The sequence below is a fragment of the Mycolicibacterium tokaiense genome (genome assembly GCF_010725885.1).
Lineage (GTDB): Bacteria > Actinomycetota > Actinomycetes > Mycobacteriales > Mycobacteriaceae > Mycobacterium > Mycobacterium tokaiense.
On the sequence record NZ_AP022600.1, the window covers coordinates 711,840 to 728,941 of the forward strand.

Sequence of the window (17,102 nt, forward strand, 5' to 3'; positions counted from 1 at the left end):
CGACATTGCAGAGCACACTTGCATGCAATTGCTGTACAGGTAACTGACGCGCCTGCTAGTTTGTTCTCGATCGCAGAACTTGACCTTGAACTGGTCTTTTCCAGTTGTGCCAGGTTTGCCTCCAGGGCTGGCCTGCCTACTCCGACGAGTTCTCGAGCAAAGACTTCAGCTTTTCTACTTTCGGGCGAAGGGTGATGATGGGGCGTTCTGCTGTCGGACGGGTCGGGGTTCTGGCAACAGTGGTGGGGGTGGGATTGGTATCGCCGTTGGTGGCGAGCGCAGCGGTACCGACACTGCCGACCCCGGGGAATCTCTCGATCTCTGTGAACGGGCAGCTCAAGCACCAGGAAGGCACCGCCCGCTCCAGCACCGACGGCGTCGACACTTTTGCCGTGGCCGCGGGCGACGGCGCCGTCGCCGATGTTCTGACGGGCGCCGCACGCGCCGGAGCTGTGGGTGACTATTCCGTGGCCCAGGTGACAGGTGCGCAGAGCTACGGCCTGGCGTTCGGATCCGGCACGAAGGTGTTCGTCTACGGCGCCGACAATGGAGCCGAAAATGTCGGCGACACCAGCTTCCTGTCCATCCACGGGAAAGGCAATGTCGCCGACCTCAACGGCTTCGCCAACTCGATCGCCATCGTTGGTAACCGCAACGTGGCCGTCGTGGACCATCGCGACTTCCAGCGTTACGCAATCAACGGCGACGATCGAAGTTTCTGCCGGGGCGACTCCTGCGCGCACATCAGCGGCGCGCGTCTGCTCGGGATCGCATCCGTAGGAAACACGTTCGGTGCCGGGCCTCTGTTCGGGTTGTTCGGCAACGGTGCTGATGCCGCGGCGGACTGCACAGGGTCAGCATGCAACGGTGGCCGCGGCGGGCTCATCTGGGGCAACGGCGGGGCGGGCGCCAACGGCGGAACCGGCGGCGCGGCAGGACTGTTCGGCAACGGCGGAGCCGGGGCAGCCGCCACCGCCACTTCCGCGGCAGGTAACGGCGGCCGCGGCGGGCTGCTGTTCGGCAACGGCGGCATCGGTGGTGCGGCCAGCGAGCAGTTCACCGACGCCGGTGACGGCGGCGACGCCGGCTGGCTGGGCAACGGCGGCCGTGGCGGCAACTCCAGCACGGCCAACGGCACCGGCGGCAACGGCGGCTGGGGCGGCAAACTGCTGGGCACCGGCGGCGACGGCGGTGACGCCACCGGTGATGACGGCCAAGGCGGCGACGGTGGCCACGCCATCTCCGTCGGCAACGGCGGGCGCGGCGGCGAGGGCGGCTCGGCCACCGCAGGCAGCGCCACCGGCGGCGACGGCGGCAACGGCGGCAGCCTGCTCGGCGACGGTGGTCGCGGCGGCGACGCCATCGCCGACGTCACCGCGGTGGCCGGCTCGGGCGGCAATGCCTACGGAATCGGCAACGGCGGCAACGGCGGACACGCCTTGGCCGATCAAGACGGCGTCGGCGTGGCCGTCGGCGGCGACGGCGGCGACGGCGGCCAGTACGGCGACGGCGGCAACGGCGGCAGCGGCACCGGCATGTACGCCGGCGTCGGCGGTGACGGTGGCAACGGCGGCAACCGGGACGGCAACGGGGGCCGCGGCGGACTCGGCACCGGCGACGATGAATACGGCATCGGCAATGGCGGGGACGGCGGCGACGCCGGCACCATCGGCACCGGCAACGGCGGCAAGGGCGGAAACGGCACCGGCTGGTCGGGATCCGGCGGGCTCGGCGGCAACGGCGGCGGGAAATCCGGCAACGGCGGCGACGGCGGCTTCGGCACCGACACCGGTGGCGACGGCGGTAACGCCGGACGCAACGGCAATGGCGGCAACGGCGGAAACACGAACTCCGACGGCACGCCCGGCACCGGCGGTCAAGGCGGCAGCCAGTCCGGCAACAACGGCAGAGACGGCCAGACCACCGCCGGCTGAAGACCGCGATGAACCACCACACTCGAGAGGCCACGATGAAACGAATCCCGTTCAGCCGCACAGCAGTGGCTTCAGCCGCCGTGGTCGTGGGTCTCAGCACACCGCTGGTTGCCGGCGCAGCGCCCACCATCACCAGACCGACACCGGGCAACCTGTCGATCGTTGCGGACGGCGAGGTCAAACATCAACAGGGCAGCGCGTCAGCTCAGGCCGTCGGACGCGACTCCCAGGCCATCGCGCTCGGGGCGGGGGCCAGTGCCATCGCCAACGGCGCAGAAGCAAAGGCGGAGTCGCTGGGTGACAGCAGTTTCACCATCTCCAACGGAGACGGTAACGCAGCGCGTGCCAGCGGCTTCGGGGCGCAGGCCTCACTCGAGGGCGGCACGTTCAACTCCGCTTCGGTGACCGGGGACGGCGAGTACCTGCGCGTGGTCGGCAACATGAACCGGATCGAGATGACCGGCAACTCATCGATTCTCACTGTCACCGGCAACGCCAACAACGTCTCGATCGTCAACGTGGACAACAAGATCTATAGCGTCACCGGCGACCATCAGGAGTTCTGCCGCGGCTCCTACTGCCCGTACGCCCCGGGCGGTGGGCTGCGGATGAGGGCGCCCGAGTTGGTGTTCAGCGAAGGGCCGTTCCTCGGACTCTTCGGCAACGGTGTGGACGCGGCCGCCGACTGTACTGGCGATGCCTGCAACGGCGGTGCCGGCGGATTGCTCTGGGGCAACGGCGGAGCCGGTGCCAACGGCGGAAACGGCGGCGCTGCAGGACTGTTCGGCAACGGCGGTGTAGGAGCAGTGGCCACGGCCACCACCGCAGCGGGCACTGGCGGCCGCGGCGGCGTGCTGTTCGGCAACGGCGGTGACGGCGGCAGCGCGAACGCCACCTTCACCACCGCCGGTGACGGCGGCAACGCCGGCCTGCTGGGCAACGGCGGCCGCGGTGGCACAGCGGACGTGGCCTACGGGACCGGCGGCGATGGTGGCCGGGGTGGGCAACTCGCCGGCAACGGTGGAGCCGGTGGAAATGCCACCAGCGCCAACGGAACCGGTGGTGACGGCGGCAACGCGGTGACCCTGGGCAATGGTGGGCGCGGCGGAAGCGGCGGGTCGGCCAACGGCGATGCTGGGTACGGCGGCGACGGCGGAAACGGCGGCTCGCTGGCGGGCAACGGTGGCAACGGTGGAACCGCCAGCGGCACCTCATGGGCGATCGGTGGTTGGGGCGGCGACGCCGCCGGCATCGGCAACGGCGGACACGGCGGAGAAGCCACCTCCAGCGATCCAGACGACGGAGCATCCCTGGGCGGCGACGGTGGAGATGCCGGGCAGTTCGGCGACGGCGGCGACGGCGGTGCGGCCACCGGCACCTATGCCGGCGTCGGCGGAGATGGCGGCACGGGCGGAACGCGGGCGGGCCACGGTGGCAACGGCGGTATGGGCACCGGCAGTGACCTCTACGGCATCGGCAACGGTGGCGACGGGGGCGATGCGGGCGCTCTGGGCGACGGCGGCAAGGGCGGCCAAGGCCTCGGCTGGTCGGGCTCCGGCGGCCTGGGCGGCAACGGCGGCAGCACCGCAGGCAATGGCGGCGACGGTGGATTCGGTGATGAAACCGGTGGCGACGGCGGCGACGCCGGACGTGACGGCAACGGCGGCGACGGGGGCAACACCGGACCCGACGGGACCCCCGGCACCGGCGGCCACGGCGGGTCCGACCGCGGTAGCGACGGCAAGGACGGCACCAGCACCGTCGGCTGACAGACCGTCAAGAATCGACCGGAAGCTGTCAGAACCTCGTAAACGCCTGTGGCCGTTGCCAGTCGATGGGCGCACCGTGGATCCATGACACTTCTGGACATCCTGCCGTCACTGCGCCATGCGGTGAAGCCTCGGATCGATCCGACGCTGTGGCCATACACCACCCACGTCGACGAAGCCGCACGGCTGACCGTCGGCGGGCTCGCACTGACCGACGTGGCCGACGAGGCCGGCACCCCCGTCACCGTCTTCGACGAGGCTGATTTCCGGTACCGCGCGAAGCGCTACCGCAAGGACCTGCCCCGCACCAAGGTGATCTACGCAGCCAAGGCCCTGCTGACCACCGGGATCGCGCGGATGGCGGCCGAGGAGCATCTGGGCGTCGACGTCGGCTCGGCCGCCGAGCTGATGACCGCCACCGCCGGCGGCGTCGACCCCGCCCGCATCGTCTACCACGGCCCCACCGACGACCTGTCCGCCGCGGCAGGCGTGGGACGCGTGGTGATCGATTCGGTGCTCGACATCGCCTGCTTGGCGCGGGTGCTGACCGCACCGCAGAACGTGCTGATCAGCGCGGCGGATCCGGAATTGGTCCGGTGTGTGCTCCGTGAGCCGCTGCTGCATCCCGTCGGCCTGCACTGTCACCTGGGCACCCAGCTCAGCGACGCCCAGGTCTACGGCGACGCCGTGGGCCGGCTCCTGCGCGCCATGGCCGACGTCCGCAAGCGCCACGGCGTGGTGCTCAGCGAGCTGAACATCGGCGGCGGTCACGCGGTGCCCTACTGCAGCGGCGACCCGGTGCTGGATGTCCGGGCGCTGTCGCTGGCCATCGATGACGCCCTGGACGCGGCCTGCGCCGCCGAGCGGTTCCCGCGGCCGACCATCGTCGTCGAGCCGGGCCGGGCGCTGGTCGCCCGGGCCGCAGTGACCGTCCACCGGGTGGCTGCGGTCACCCGCGGCCGGGTGATCGTCGACGGCACCACCCCCTTCGGGGCCCGCTGCACCGTGACAGTGGCCAACCGGCATGCACTGGGGCCAGCGGAGGCCAAGTCGGTCGTGGGGCGCAACGGCGTCGAGATCGTCGGCGATGCCGACCTGCCCTGCGACATCCACCCCGGGGACCTGATCGCCGTCGCCGGCACAGGGGCCTATCACCGCTGCAGCGGGGCTCTGGTGGCCCAGCCGCCGCTGGTCTCGGTGTGCAACGGTCGGCTGCGCACCCTGGTGCGGCGCGAAACCGTCACCGACCTGATGGCCCGCGACCGCGGCTGACCTGCGATTCGGGCGCGCTCGCAACCGCTGAGCGGTTGCGAGCGCGCCGAAATCGCTATTCGTCGGCCAGGTGCGGGTCGGCCTCGAGATGGGTCAGGCCGTTCCACATCAGGTTCACCAGATGCGCGGCCACCACTTCCTTCTTGGGCTCACGGGTGTCCAGCCACCACTGCGCCGTCATCGACACCGAACCCACCAGCGCCTGTGCGTACAGCGGCGCGAGTTCCGGGTCGAGACCGCGGCGGGAGAAGTCGCCGGCCAGGATCGAGGCCACCTGGGACACGGCGTCGTTGAGCAGCGACGAGTACGTCCCCGAACTGATGGACGCCGGCGAGTCGCGGATCATGATCCGGAAGCCGTCGGTGCGCTCCTCGACGTAGGTCAGCAGCGCCAGCGTCACCATCTCCACCCGCACCCGGGAACGGTTGTTGGTCAGCGACGAGCTGATGCCGTCGAGCAACGCCGACATCTCCCGATCCACCACCACGGCGTACAGCCCTTCCTTGCCGCCGAAGTGCTCGTAGACCACGGGTTTCGAGACGTTGGCCCGCTGCGCGATCTCCTCGATGGAGGTGGCGTCATATCCGCGCTCGGCGAACAGCGTGCGTGCAATGTCGATCAACTGATGCCGTCGCTCGCTGCCCGTCATCCGGGCCCGCGGGGCGCGCACCTCTTTGTCAGGGGCTGCCACGAGCATCAGCGTATAGACTCCGTGCCGCAATAGTCCGTCGTGGTGTAATCGGCAGCACCTCTGATTTTGGTTCAGATAGTTCAGGTTCGAGTCCTGGCGACGGAGCTTCATGACAACTCAAGCCGAAACCGCTGTGATCGTGCTGGCCGCCGGTGCGGGCACGCGCATGCGTTCAGATATCCCGAAGGTGCTGCACCCCCTTGCCGGCCGCAGCATGCTCGAGCACGCCATTCGCGCTGGCGCCGGGGTATCCCCAGAGCATCTGGTGACGATTCTGGGTAAAAGCCGCGAAGTCATCGCTCCGGCGGTGACGGAGCTGGCGGACACATTAAGCCGTCAGATCGACGTCGCCGTGCAGGACCAACAGCTGGGCACCGGGCACGCCGTGCTGTGCGGGCTCACCGCACTGCCGGACAGCTTCGACGGCACCGTTGTGGTGACCTCCGGGGACGTGCCCCTGCTCGATGCCGAGACCCTGACCGCACTGATCGAGACGCACACCGCGGCGACGTCGGCGGCGACCATCCTGACCACCACCCAGTCCGACCCGACGGGCTACGGCCGGGTGCTGCGCACGCAGGACAACGAGGTGATCGCGATCGTCGAGCAGGCCGACGCGACGCCGAGCCAGCAGGCCATCTGCGAGGTGAACGCCGGGGTGTACGCCTTCGATGCGGGAGCGCTGCGCTCAGCGCTGCAGCGGCTGCGCTCGGACAACGCCCAGGGCGAGCTGTACCTCACCGACGTCATTTCCATCCTGCGCGGCGACGGCCAGGTGGTCCTCGCCGAACACGTCGACGACACCATGCTGGTCGCCGGGGTCAACGACCGGGTGCAGCTGGCCGCCCTGGGCGCCGAACTGAACCGACGCATCGTGGCCACCCACCAGCGCGCCGGGGTCACCGTCGTCGACCCGGCCAGCACCTGGATCGACATCGAGGTCACCATCGGCCAGGACACCGTGGTGGCGCCCGGGACCCAACTGCTGGGGTCGACGGCCATCGGCAGACACTGCGCAATCGGGCCGGACACCACCCTCGCCGACGTCACCGTCGGCGACCGGGCATCGGTCGTGCGCACCCACGGCAGCGCGTCGTCCATCGGTGCGGGGGCCACCGTCGGGCCGTTCACCTATCTGCGGCCGGGCAGCCACCTGGGCGCCGACGGGAAGCTGGGCGCGTTCGTCGAGACCAAGAACGCCACCATCGGCACCGGCACCAAGGTCCCGCACCTGACCTACGTCGGCGACGCCGACATCGGCGAGCACAGCAACATCGGCGCCTCCAGCGTCTTCGTCAACTACGACGGCCAGACCAAACGGCGCACCACCATCGGCTCCCACGTGCGTACCGGGTCGGACACCATGTTCGTCGCCCCGGTGACGGTCGGCGACGGCGCCTATACCGGCGCGGGCACCGTCCTGCGCGAGGACGTCCCGCCCGGCGCGCTGGCCGTGTCGGCGGGTCCGCAGCGCAACATCGAGGGCTGGGTACAGCGCAAGCGGCCGGAGTCCGCGTCGGCCGAGGCGGCCCGCAAGGCCACCGAAGAAGACCGTCAGGACTGACCGGCGAGCGCCTGCTCGACGCGCAGAGCCAGCCGTTCGAGGTCCTGACGGTCGGTCGCATCGAAGTCCTGCTGAGCCACCGACGCGCGGGTCCGGCTCAGTTGGCGCGCCACGCCCGCGCGGTGCGCGGGCACCGACGTCCGCCAGGCCACGTCGTGCAGCAACCGCAGCACCGCGGCCTGCAGCGCGGTCTCGGCGGCGCCATAGCGGCGGGGCTGACCGATCGCCAGGTCGAGCAGGAGGTCGAAACCGGGTCGCGCGAGGATGACACGGACCACACCGTCGCCGTCGCAGCGCACCACGTCATCGAGGTCCCGGTCCACCAGGTCGCAGAGCACCGCCGACAGATGCCCCAAGGTGTACACCCCGGTGGTGGGGTCATTGATGCTCGGCGACAGCGCCTTGACAGCGACATCGGTGAGTTGACGTACGCCGTATCTGACGTCCTGTACCGAGGTTCTCTCGAAGCCGATGGTCGTCGCCTCCTTCAGGCATCGGTGCACCGACTCTCGGGCATCGTCGGTGAGGGGACGGTGGTGCCTCGACCACACGCGGCCCAACGGGGTTCCCTCGACCAGCCAGTTTCCCGGATATTCGCTGATTTCGATCACGACGTCCTGGGCCGTGGCGGCGGCGAGAAGCGCGTCGGCATCGCTGGAACCCAGAAACCCGGTCGAGGGAGCCGTCAGGGCCAGCGCCGACGCCGGTGCCACAGGTGCCGGTACCTCGTCGCGTTCGGCGATGCCCGTCGCGGCCCGGATCGACTGGCGGGCGTCGCCGGCCACCGTGTCCAGCAGCGTCTCCACCCGAATCTGACGAACCAGGTGCCCGAGGAAGAGAACGAGGCCGACCACGCTCACCACGGCCATGAGGTAGGCCACGGTCACAGCGATCTTGGGGACGAACTGAGCCTGACCGTCGTCGGTGCTGTCGCGGACCGTCCGCAGGACCGTCAGCGCGTAGACGAAGGTGGACAAGAACACCGCAAGCGTCAGCTGAACGAACCGGTCGCGAGCGAATGTCCGCAAGAGCCGCGGAGAAAACTGCTGGCTGGCCAGCTGCAACGTCACCACCGTCAGCGAGAACGTCAGCGATGTCACGGTGATCAGCGACGAGGCCACCGCACTCAGAACATCCCGGGCGGCGTCAGAACCTCCCCCGAACAGGTATGCCGAGACGGAGACCGGCAACCGGTCGTCGAAGGCCTCGTCGAGCTCCGGGATGGCCACCCCTGCGCAGACCGCCGCCAGCACCGCCATCGCCGGGACGGGCCACAATCGGGTGCGCACGCCGTCGAGCAACTGCGATCGGCGCTGTTGGATTCGGGTCAACACACCCACGATTGCCACCTCCATTCGTTCGGGTCAGCTAGTGCCAGCATGTCTGCTGTTGTTTCCAATCTGGTAACCCGGCACCGCAGACGCAGAACCGCTACGTACGATTGGCGCGTATTGATCCCCGACCGGCGAGGGCAACAGTGAGCCACGACTGGACCGACAACCGCAAAAGCCTGATGCTCTTCTCGGGCCGAGCGCACCCCGAGCTTGCTGACCAGGTCGCCAAGGAACTCGACGTTCCCGTCACCGCGATGACGGCCCGCGACTTCGCCAACGGCGAGATCTTCGTCCGCTTCGACGAATCCGTACGAGGCAGCGACGCATTCGTGCTGCAGTCCAATCCGGCGCCGCTGAACTCGTGGCTGATGGAACAGCTGCTGATGATCGACGCCCTCAAGCGCGGCAGCGCGAAGCGGATCACCGCGATCGTGCCGTTCTATCCCTACGCCCGCCAGGACAAGAAACACCGCGGCCGCGAACCCATCTCGGCGCGACTGGTCGCCGACCTGCTCAAGACCGCGGGCGCCGACCGCATCGTCACGGTGGACCTGCACACCGATCAGATCCAGGGGTTCTTCGACGGCCCGGTGGACCACATGCGCGCGCAGAAGCTGCTCATCGGGTACATCGCCGACAAGTACGCCGGTAGCGACCTCGTGGTGGTGTCCCCCGACTCCGGCCGGGTGCGCGTCGCCGAGAAGTGGGCCGACTCGCTCGGTGGCGTGCCGCTGGCCTTCATCCACAAGACCCGCGACCCGCTGGTGCCCAACCAGGTGAAGTCCAACCGGGTGGTCGGTGACGTGCGCGGCAAGACGTGCATCCTGACCGACGACATGATCGACACCGGCGGCACCATCGCCGGCGCGGTCAAGCTGCTGCGTGAGGACGGCGCCACCGATGTCATCATCGCCGCCACCCACGGCGTGTTGTCCGACCCGGCACCACAGCGCCTGGCCGACTGCGGCGCCCGCGAGGTGATCGTCACCAACACCCTGCCCATCGGCGAGGACAAGCAGTTCCCCGCGCTGACCGTGCTGTCCATCGCCCCGCTGCTGGCCGACACCATCCGCCAGGTGTTCGACAACGGGTCGGTGACCAGTCTCTTCGACGGCTCGGCCTAGATGAGCACGATCTACCACAACCCGCGCTGCACGACCTCGCGCAAGACGCTGGAGTTGCTGCGCGAGTCCGGCGTCGAGCCCACGGTGGTGCAGTACCTCAAGACCCCACCCTCGCGTGCCGAGCTGGCCCGGCTGATCGCCGACGCCGGGATCGAGGTGCGGGCGGCGGTCCGCAAGCGGGAAGCGCTGTACGCCGAACTGAACCTGGCCGACGCTTCCGACGATGAACTGCTGGACGCCATGGCGGCGCACCCCGTCCTGATCGAGCGGCCGTTCGTCGTCACCGACAAGGGCACCCGGCTGGCCCGCCCGGTCGATGCGGTGCGCGACATCCTGTGAGAGCCGGCGTCGCCGCCCTTGCCGCAGCACTGCTGGTCAGCGCCTGCGGGGCGGAAACGCCTGACTACCAGTCGATCTGGACCGACAGTCCCACCGTGGCCACCCCGACGCCGGAGACCTCCACGGAACAACCGGTGCCGTTCTACGAGTACCTCGAGACGCTGGGGGTCACCGGCGAGCCGCGGCCCCTCGACGCGCTGGACGATGTGACGGTGACGCTGCCGGTGCCCGCCGGGTGGGCCGTCGTGGACGACCCGGAGTTGCGCGACGTACGGCTGATCCGGCCTGCCGGGGCGGCAGACCACTACCCCAACGTCATGGTGATGGCCTTCAGACTGTGGGGCAATTTCGACGTGGGCGAGGCGATCACCCGCGCCAACGCCGATGCCACGATGGCGAAGAACTTCACCAAGCTCGGGGAGTCCTTCGACGACTTCGACGGTTTCCCGTCGGCGATGATCGAGGGCAGCTACGACGCCCCCGACGGCACGCGGGTACACACCTACAACCGGGTGGTGATCCCGGTGACCGCCGGCTTCGACCGGTACCTCATCCAGTTCACCGCCAGCACCCTGGCCAATCAGGCCGTCGCGCAATCGGATCCGATCGAGGAGACCATCAAAGGCTTCGGCGTGACAGTTGCTCGCTAATCTGTCAGGCATGACCCACTGGACAGCCGCAGACCTCCCGTCCTTCGCCGGCCGCACCGTCATCGTCACCGGCGCCAACAGCGGCCTCGGTGAAGTCACCGCCCGAGAACTGGCCCGCGTCGGCGCCCGGGTCATCCTCGCGGTGCGCAACACCGCCAAAGGGGACGCCGCCGCAGCCGGCATGACCGGCGACGTCGAGGTCCGGCCGCTGGATCTGCAGTCACTGGCGTCGGTGCGCGCCTTCGCCGAGAGCATCGACGCGGCGGACGTCCTGATCAACAACGCGGGCATCATGGCGGTGCCCTACGCCGAGACCGCCGACGGCTTCGAGAGCCAGATCGGCACCAATCACCTGGGTCACTTCGCGCTGACCAACCTGCTGCTGCCCAAGCTCACCGACCGGGTGGTCACGGTGTCCTCGCTGATGCACCTGTTCGGCCGGGTGAAGGTCGACGACCTCAACTATCGGGCCCGCCCCTACTTCGCCTGGCCCGCGTACTGCCAGTCCAAGCTGGCCAACCTGCTGTTCACCACCGAGTTGCAGCGCCGCCTCGAGGCAGCCGGATCTACGCTGATCGCGGTGGCCGCCCACCCCGGTTACTCGGCGACCAACCTGCAGGGCCAGACCGGCAACAAGTTCGGCACCCCGATCTGGCGTGCCGGCAACAAGCTGCTGGCCACCGACGCCGCCTTCGGCGCCCGTCAGACGTTGTTCGCCGCCTCGCAACCGGTCGCCGGCGACAGCTTCATCGGTCCCCGCTTCCTGAGCAACGGCCCCACCCAGACGGTCGGGCGCAGTCCGCTGGCCCGTGACCGGAAGACGGCCGCCGCGCTGTGGAGCCTGTCCGAGACGCTCACCGACGTGCAGTTTTCGTTGTGACGATTTCATTTCTCCTGTGACGGTGCGTTACCCTTGCGGGCGATCACGGCGAGGGTGGCCAGGCCACCGTTATCGACGGGACCTCCGCGCTACCGCGCGTGACCCTGGCCGTGCGATGACAGCACAGGTACAGGAGAACATCACATGGCCAAGGCCCAGGCGCACGCCGCCAACAATCTGACCGTCGAGGTCCGCACCAAGACCGGTAAGGGTGCGTCTCGTCAGGCCCGCCGCGAAGGCAAGGTGCCCGCCGTTCTCTACGGCCACGGCACCGATCCGCAGCATCTCAACCTGCCGGGCCGTGAGCTGGCAGCCGTGCTGCGTAACTTCGGCACCAACGCTGTGCTGACCCTCGACGTGGACGGCACCGAGGCGCTGGCGCTGCCCAAGCAGATCGAGATCCACCCCATCAAGCGCAGCATCCAGCACGTCGACCTCATCATCGTGCGCCGCGGCGAGAAGGTCACCGTCGAGGTGCCCGTCACCGTCGAGGGCGACGCCGCCCCCGGCACCCTGGTGACCCAGGAGACCACCACCCTCGAGGTCGAAGCCGAGGCGATGTCCATCCCCGAGGGCTTCACCGTGTCGGTCGAGGATGCCGAGGCCGGCACCCAGATCACCGCCGCCCAGGTCGAGCTGCCCGAGGGCACCACGCTGGTGTCGGATCCCGAACTGCTGGTGGTCAACGTCGTGACTGCACCCACCGAGGAAGAGCTCGAGGCCGAGGGCGGCGGCGAGCCCGTCGAAGAGCAGCTCGAGGAGCAGGCCGAGGCCGACGCCGAGGGCGACGCCGAGAAGTCCGAGTAGCCCCACCTCGACATGGCCGAACCGATGCTGGTGGTCGGCCTGGGAAACCCCGGGCCGAACTACGCCAAGACCCGGCACAACATCGGGTTCATGGTCGTCGACGTCCTGGCCGAGCGGCTGGGCGAGAAGTTCAAAGTGCACAAGCGCTCTGGCGCCGAGGTGGCCACCGGCCGCCTCGGCGGCCGAGCCGTGATCCTCGCCAAGCCGCGGGTCTACATGAACGAGTCCGGCCGTCAGGTCGGTCCCTTGGCGAACTTCTATTCGGTGGCCCCCGCCGACGTGGTGATCGTCCACGACGAACTCGACATCGACTTCGGCCGTATCCGGCTGAAGTTCGGCGGCGGGGTCGCCGGCCACAACGGCCTGCGCTCCGTCGGTTCGGCGCTGGGCACCAACGACTTTCATCGTGTGCGGGTGGGCATCGGGCGCCCGCCCGGCAGTAAGTCGGGTGCGGCGTTCGTGCTGGAGCAGTTCAACTCCCGCGAGCGCCCGGAGCTCGGCGTGATCTGCGAGCAGGCCGCCGACGCTGCCGAGCTGCTGGTGCAGCTGGGTATCGAACCCGCGCAGAACCAGGTCCACGCCTGGACCTAGCGTCATCTGTCCAGACCCCCACGCCGAGCGTGCGTGTTTGTACGTCTGCAAGCGGCGTGGCGTGCGCGGACACGCGCGCTCGGCGTCAGGAAAGCCCGCGGATTCCGCTGTCGACGACCTTGACGGGCTTGTGCGGATACCGCTTCTCCGCATGCGCCTTGGCGGCCGAGTCGGGTAACACGTACAACGTCTCGACCTTCTCCTGCAGCGGTTTGAGCACCAGATCCATGAAGCCCTTGCGGTCGTCGAGGTAGGGCTCGATCACCTCCTCGCCGGCCGGGCAGACCGCCAGGCAGTAGGCTGCCTTGTAGTTCGCCTTGAACGACAGGCTCTGCCACATCGAGGCATTCTCCGAATCCGTGACCCGCGAGCGGAAATCCTGCGCATCCGTGCTGTCGGCGACGGTCTGCACCCAATCGGTGAAGCCACCCATGAACTCGCGGTAGTTGTGCACCGAGCACGCCACGAAATCGAACTCGCCGTCCTTGCCGATGGCGCCCACAGGACACGCCGCCACGCACAACTTGCACTCCAGGCACGGCGAATAATCCAGCGGCGCACTGTAATCACTGATCTCGGCATCCACCATGACGGTGGCCAGCAGGATGAAGTTACCGAACCGCGGGTGGATGACATTGCGGTGGATGCCCATCACGCCCATTCCCGCGGCCACGGCGACGGGTTTGTGTGCCACCACCCAGATGCGCCCGGGGTACCGGTCCATCTCCATGGGAAAGGTGGCCGACGGGTTCAGGGCGCGGTAGCCGGCGTCCTGCAGGGTGCGGGTGATGCGGTGGGCAGCTTCGTTGATGATCTCACCGGTGCGGTGGAACTCCTGGTTGGCCACGCTGCGGGCCGTCGAGCGCACATTGTCGCGGTTCATCTTGACCACCAGCGACAGGTAGCTCCTGGCCCCTGGCTGCGCGGCTTCCACGTGTTCGGCCTCGGACACCAACGCCGGGTTGGCGACACTGGCGAAGCCCACGTCGTCGGCGCCGGCCTCCAGACATACCTGCCGCAGCCAGCCCGCATCGATGACCCCCGGCTTCGGGCTGCTGCGCGCCAGCACTGTGCGCACCGTCGGATGGTCAGCGATTCGGGGTGAGATCCTGCCTGCCATCATCTGAGTATATCTACCAATACTCAGCTGTCCAGCGTCCAGCTCGAGCTGCCCGGATATGGAATTCCTATGCAGTCCGGCTTCCCGGGCCCCGGCGCCGATAGCGTTGTTGTCACTTGGCCACCACCTACGTGAGGACCACCCATGACACACCTGCAGTCCGTCGGTACACCCGCTGATTCAGCACGAGAAGCCCTGTGCCGATTCACTTTCCCTGTGGACGGCGGCAGTATCAGCATCGAAACGGCTGAGCCGCTGCCCGCACGCATCACCGCGGAGGTGGCCGACCTGGCCCGCCGGCACCAGCACAGCTTCTCCAGGTCTGAGCCTGAATCACTGGTGGACACCATGGCCCGCCGCCACGGCGGCACTTTCCACTTCCCCACCGAGTCGCACCGGCTGTTCGGCCTCTTCGATGCCGTCGCCGCAGCGACCGGGGCACCGTCGTGGGTCTTCGAGGTCGACCGCAGCGGCACCACGCTGAGCACGTCGGGCGCACTGACTGTCGACGTCGGCGCCACCGGGACCGGCCACCTGGTCGACCTGGTCACCGAGCTGCTGCACCGTCGCGGCGCCGACGATTTTGTGGTCGGTACGGCGGACGGGCTGCGGCACAGCGGTTGCGTACCGCTACCGATCGCACTGCGCCACCCCGGCGACCCGACCCTGGCGGTGGGCGTCGCCACCGTCACCGATCAGGCACTGTGCACCACGGCGGCAACGTCCGACGGCCCGGTGTCCGCCACCTGGGTGGTGGCAGCAGAAGCCGCCACCGCCAACGCCCTTGGCGCCAAATTGTTCTCCACCACGCCGGCACGGCTGGCCAAGTACTTCCGCTTCAGCTACATCAGGCTGTTCCACGACGGCCACGCGGAAATCTCGCGCACCTTCCCCGGAGCGCTGTTCACAAAGTAGTCACACCCGCGAGCGAATGGTCTGCACACCGTCCGTTCTCACAACCACAAGGAGTACACCATGAAGCGCTACCTCTTCGCCACCTTGGCCGCCGCGGCGGTCGCCCCGACCGCAATTGCACTAGCCGGCAACGCAACTGCGGCGCCGTCGGGCACGTCAGCGACCTCCACCGTCCAGCAGCTGCGCAGCCAGGGCTACAACGTCCAGATCAACGGTTCCCGCAACGCTCCCCTGACCAACTGCACCGTCAACGCGGTTCGGCCGATGGCCAACGATCCGCTGCGGACCGTGTTCGTCGACCTGAACTGCCCCGCCGAATACATCGACGACTGAGGGGTCAGTCCGAGGTCCGCTTGGCGTACGCCCGCAGGGCGAACGGTGCCACCACCGCCGTGATGGCCAGCGACCACAACACCGTCGCCAGAACCGGATGGTGCAGTGGCAGCTGGGCATCGGCCGGTGCGGGCGGGCCATTGCCCCACAGTTCACGCATGGCCTGCGCCAGCGAGGACACCGGGTTCCACTCGGCGATCACCCGCAGCCAGTGCGGCATGGGTTCGGTGGGCACAAAGGTGTTGGCCAGGAACGTGATCGGGAACAGCACGGTGAACATCACGCCGTTGACCGCCTCCACCGACCGCAGCAGCGAGCCGACCAGGATGCCGAACCAGATCATCCCGAAGCCGAACACGAGCACCAGCGCGAAGGCCAGCACCGCCTCGGCGACACTGTTGCGGATGCGCCAGCCGATGGCCAGACCCGTCAGGGCCATCACCACGATGCCGATGGAGGAATGGATCAGGCTGGCCACGCTGCGGCCGATGAGCACCGACGACCGGGAGATGGGCAGCGAGCGGAAGCGGTCGATGATGCCCTTCTCCACGTCGGCGGTGATGCCGGATGCCACCACGAATGCCGAGAACACGATGGTCTGCGCCTGGATCCCGGGCAGTAGGAACTCGCGGTAGGAGGCTCCCCCGGTGCCGGTGATGGAGGCGCCGAACACAAACGCGAACAGGAGCACGAACATGATCGGCTGCGCCGTCACGTCGGAGAGCATCTCGGGCATCCGCTTGGTGTGGATCAGGTTGCGCTTCACCATGACCCAGGACTGATAGGCCAGCGACGTCGCCCTGATCTGCGGGCGGGTGGTCATACGCTCACCTCCTCGGCCGTACTGGTGCGCCCGGTCAACGACAGGAACACGTCATCCAGGCTGGGGCGGGTGAGCCCGATGTCGTCGACCTCGATGGCGCTCTCCTGCAGCCAGCCGGCCACCCGGGTCATGGCCTCCAGTCCTTCCGCCGAGGCGGTGAGCCGGCGCGCGCCGACATCGACGTGGACCTCGGCTCCGGTTCTGGCGATCAGCGACCGCACGGTCTCCAGATCTGCGGCGTGCGAGACGGTGACCACCAGGCTGGCGTTACCCGCCTGCTGTTTGAGCTGCAACGGGGTGCCCTGGGCGATGATGCGGCCGCGATCGACGACCACGATCTCGTCGGCCAACTGGTCGGCTTCCTCCAGGTACTGCGTGGTGAGCAGCAAGGTGGTGCCATCGGCGACCAGCTGACGCAGCACCTCCCACAGCTCGCTGCGCGACCGCGGGTCCAGGCCGGTGGTGGGCTCGTCGAGGAAAAGCACCGGCGGCGCCGCGATGAGGCTGACCGCCAGGTCGAGGCGGCGGCGCATACCGCCCGAATAGCCCTTGACCACCCGGTCGGCGGCGTCCGCGATGGAGAACTGCTGTAGCAGCCGGTCCCCCAGCAGCTCCAGTTCGCGGCGGCGCAACCCGTAGAGGCTGCCGATCATCCGGATGTTCTCCCGCCCGGTCAGCAGCTCGTCGACGGTGGCGGCCTGCCCGGTGAGTCCCATGTTGCGGCGGACCTGTTCGGGTTCGCGGAGGACGTCGAAGCCGGCCACCCGGGCCGTGCCCGACGTGGGCTCGGTCAGGGTGGTCATCATCCGTACGGTGGTGGTCTTGCCCGCACCGTTGGGGCCGAGCAGCCCCAGCACGGTGCCCTGGGGGACGGTGAAGCTGATTCCGTCGACGGCTGTGAAGTCAGCGAACTTCTTGACCAGATCGATGGCTTCGATGGCGGCGTCGGGCATGGC

General features: G+C 68.6%; 17 protein-coding genes and 1 tRNA gene. 13 read left to right on the forward strand and 5 right to left on the reverse strand.

Going from position 1 to position 17,102, the window contains the following annotated elements; genetic code table 11:
• Positions 1–248: 248 nt before the first annotated feature.
• The 3 genes from G6N58_RS31020 (at position 249) to G6N58_RS03420 (ending at position 4,975) form a co-directional block, all read left to right on the forward strand.
• Positions 249–1,934, forward strand: coding sequence for a PGRS repeat-containing protein (locus G6N58_RS31020; protein WP_179968209.1), 1,686 nt, complete (start codon positions 249–251; stop codon positions 1,932–1,934).
• A 65-nt stretch (positions 1,935–1,999) separates the two neighbouring features.
• Positions 2,000–3,703: a PGRS repeat-containing protein gene (locus G6N58_RS03415; RefSeq protein ID WP_178057581.1), complete on the forward strand. Its 1,704-nt coding sequence runs from the start codon at positions 2,000–2,002 to the stop codon at positions 3,701–3,703.
• 84 nt (positions 3,704–3,787) lie between these two features.
• On the forward strand, positions 3,788–4,975 hold the full coding sequence (locus tag G6N58_RS03420) for a diaminopimelate decarboxylase family protein (RefSeq protein ID WP_115279711.1): 1,188 nt from the start codon (positions 3,788–3,790) through the stop codon (positions 4,973–4,975).
• A 55-nt stretch (positions 4,976–5,030) separates the two neighbouring features.
• Here G6N58_RS03420 and G6N58_RS03425 read toward each other — a convergent pair whose 3' ends face one another.
• The gene (locus G6N58_RS03425; RefSeq protein ID WP_115279710.1) at positions 5,031–5,672 is read right to left on the reverse strand and encodes a TetR/AcrR family transcriptional regulator; all 642 of its coding nucleotides are present in this window, start codon (positions 5,670–5,672) and stop codon (positions 5,031–5,033) included.
• A gap of 27 nt (positions 5,673–5,699) precedes the next feature.
• Here G6N58_RS03425 and G6N58_RS03430 point away from each other — a divergent pair.
• Positions 5,700–5,771 (forward strand) — tRNA-Gln (locus G6N58_RS03430).
• Between the two features lie 4 nt (positions 5,772–5,775).
• Positions 5,776–7,230, forward strand: a complete 1,455-nt coding sequence (gene glmU, locus G6N58_RS03435; RefSeq protein WP_115279709.1) for a bifunctional UDP-N-acetylglucosamine diphosphorylase/glucosamine-1-phosphate N-acetyltransferase GlmU — start codon at positions 5,776–5,778, stop codon at positions 7,228–7,230.
• Here glmU and G6N58_RS03440 read toward each other — a convergent pair.
• Entirely contained in the window at positions 7,221–8,570 is a 1,350-nt protein-coding gene (locus G6N58_RS03440; protein WP_232067716.1) for a DUF2254 domain-containing protein, read from the reverse strand. The genes glmU and G6N58_RS03440 overlap by 10 nt on opposite strands.
• Before the next feature lie 137 nt (positions 8,571–8,707).
• Here G6N58_RS03440 and G6N58_RS03445 point away from each other — a divergent pair, with 137 nt between their 5' ends.
• From G6N58_RS03445 to pth, 6 genes are all read left to right on the forward strand, one after another.
• The gene (locus tag G6N58_RS03445; protein WP_068918583.1) at positions 8,708–9,688 is read left to right on the forward strand and encodes a ribose-phosphate diphosphokinase; all 981 of its coding nucleotides are present in this window, start codon (positions 8,708–8,710) and stop codon (positions 9,686–9,688) included.
• Complete coding sequence (arsC, locus tag G6N58_RS03450; protein WP_115279708.1) at positions 9,689–10,027, forward strand: arsenate reductase (glutaredoxin); 339 nt, start codon at positions 9,689–9,691, stop codon at positions 10,025–10,027.
• Complete coding sequence (locus G6N58_RS03455) at positions 10,024–10,677, forward strand: LpqN/LpqT family lipoprotein (RefSeq protein WP_115279707.1); 654 nt, start codon at positions 10,024–10,026, stop codon at positions 10,675–10,677. Before arsC ends, G6N58_RS03455 begins: the two co-directional genes overlap by 4 nt.
• 10 nt (positions 10,678–10,687) lie before the next feature.
• Positions 10,688–11,557: an oxidoreductase gene (locus tag G6N58_RS03460; protein ID WP_115279706.1), complete on the forward strand. Its 870-nt coding sequence runs from the start codon at positions 10,688–10,690 to the stop codon at positions 11,555–11,557.
• Positions 11,558–11,701: 144 nt separating this feature from the next.
• Complete coding sequence (locus G6N58_RS03465) at positions 11,702–12,364, forward strand: 50S ribosomal protein L25/general stress protein Ctc (RefSeq protein ID WP_115279705.1); 663 nt, start codon at positions 11,702–11,704, stop codon at positions 12,362–12,364.
• A 12-nt stretch (positions 12,365–12,376) separates the two neighbouring features.
• Positions 12,377–12,955, forward strand: a complete 579-nt coding sequence (gene pth / locus G6N58_RS03470; protein ID WP_115279704.1) for an aminoacyl-tRNA hydrolase — start codon at positions 12,377–12,379, stop codon at positions 12,953–12,955.
• Between the two features lie 85 nt (positions 12,956–13,040).
• On the opposite strand, the gene G6N58_RS03475 is transcribed toward pth, so the two are convergent.
• The gene (locus G6N58_RS03475; RefSeq protein ID WP_115281841.1) at positions 13,041–14,075 is read right to left on the reverse strand and encodes a 4Fe-4S binding protein; all 1,035 of its coding nucleotides are present in this window, start codon (positions 14,073–14,075) and stop codon (positions 13,041–13,043) included.
• A 216-nt stretch (positions 14,076–14,291) separates the two neighbouring features.
• Here G6N58_RS03475 and G6N58_RS03480 point away from each other — a divergent pair, with 216 nt between their 5' ends.
• Complete coding sequence (locus G6N58_RS03480) at positions 14,292–14,990, forward strand: FAD:protein FMN transferase (protein WP_163907880.1); 699 nt, start codon at positions 14,292–14,294, stop codon at positions 14,988–14,990.
• Between the two features lie 60 nt (positions 14,991–15,050).
• Positions 15,051–15,323, forward strand: coding sequence for a hypothetical protein (locus tag G6N58_RS03485; RefSeq protein WP_115279702.1), 273 nt, complete (start codon positions 15,051–15,053; stop codon positions 15,321–15,323).
• A gap of 4 nt (positions 15,324–15,327) precedes the next feature.
• Here the strand turns inward: G6N58_RS03485 and G6N58_RS03490 are convergent, their stop codons facing one another.
• Together G6N58_RS03490 and G6N58_RS03495 are read right to left on the reverse strand one after the other, a co-directional pair.
• Positions 15,328–16,146: an ABC transporter permease gene (locus G6N58_RS03490; RefSeq protein ID WP_115279701.1), complete on the reverse strand. Its 819-nt coding sequence runs from the start codon at positions 16,144–16,146 to the stop codon at positions 15,328–15,330.
• Positions 16,143–17,099 (reverse strand): efflux ABC transporter ATPase subunit, DrrA-related, encoded by a 957-nt coding sequence (locus G6N58_RS03495; RefSeq protein WP_115279700.1) that lies wholly within the window; start codon positions 17,097–17,099, stop codon positions 16,143–16,145. Before G6N58_RS03495 ends, G6N58_RS03490 begins: the two co-directional genes overlap by 4 nt.
• Between the last annotated feature and the right edge of the window lie 3 nt (positions 17,100–17,102).

Coding starts and splice junctions, on each gene's coding strand:
- G6N58_RS03460 (WP_115279706.1), top strand. CDS start 10,688: ATGACCCACTGGACAGCCGCAGACCTCCCGTCCTTCGCCGGCCGCACC.
- G6N58_RS03495 (WP_115279700.1), bottom strand. CDS start 17,099: ATGCCCGACGCCGCCATCGAAGCCATCGATCTGGTCAAGAAGTTCGCT.
- G6N58_RS03425 (WP_115279710.1), bottom strand. CDS start 5,672: ATGCTCGTGGCAGCCCCTGACAAAGAGGTGCGCGCCCCGCGGGCCCGG.
- G6N58_RS03490 (WP_115279701.1), bottom strand. CDS start 16,146: ATGACCACCCGCCCGCAGATCAGGGCGACGTCGCTGGCCTATCAGTCC.
- G6N58_RS03420 (WP_115279711.1), top strand. CDS start 3,788: ATGACACTTCTGGACATCCTGCCGTCACTGCGCCATGCGGTGAAGCCT.
- G6N58_RS03465 (WP_115279705.1), top strand. CDS start 11,702: ATGGCCAAGGCCCAGGCGCACGCCGCCAACAATCTGACCGTCGAGGTC.
- G6N58_RS03485 (WP_115279702.1), top strand. CDS start 15,051: ATGAAGCGCTACCTCTTCGCCACCTTGGCCGCCGCGGCGGTCGCCCCG.
- glmU (WP_115279709.1), top strand. CDS start 5,776: ATGACAACTCAAGCCGAAACCGCTGTGATCGTGCTGGCCGCCGGTGCG.
- arsC (WP_115279708.1), top strand. CDS start 9,689: ATGAGCACGATCTACCACAACCCGCGCTGCACGACCTCGCGCAAGACG.
- G6N58_RS03475 (WP_115281841.1), bottom strand. CDS start 14,075: ATGGCAGGCAGGATCTCACCCCGAATCGCTGACCATCCGACGGTGCGC.
- pth (WP_115279704.1), top strand. CDS start 12,377: ATGGCCGAACCGATGCTGGTGGTCGGCCTGGGAAACCCCGGGCCGAAC.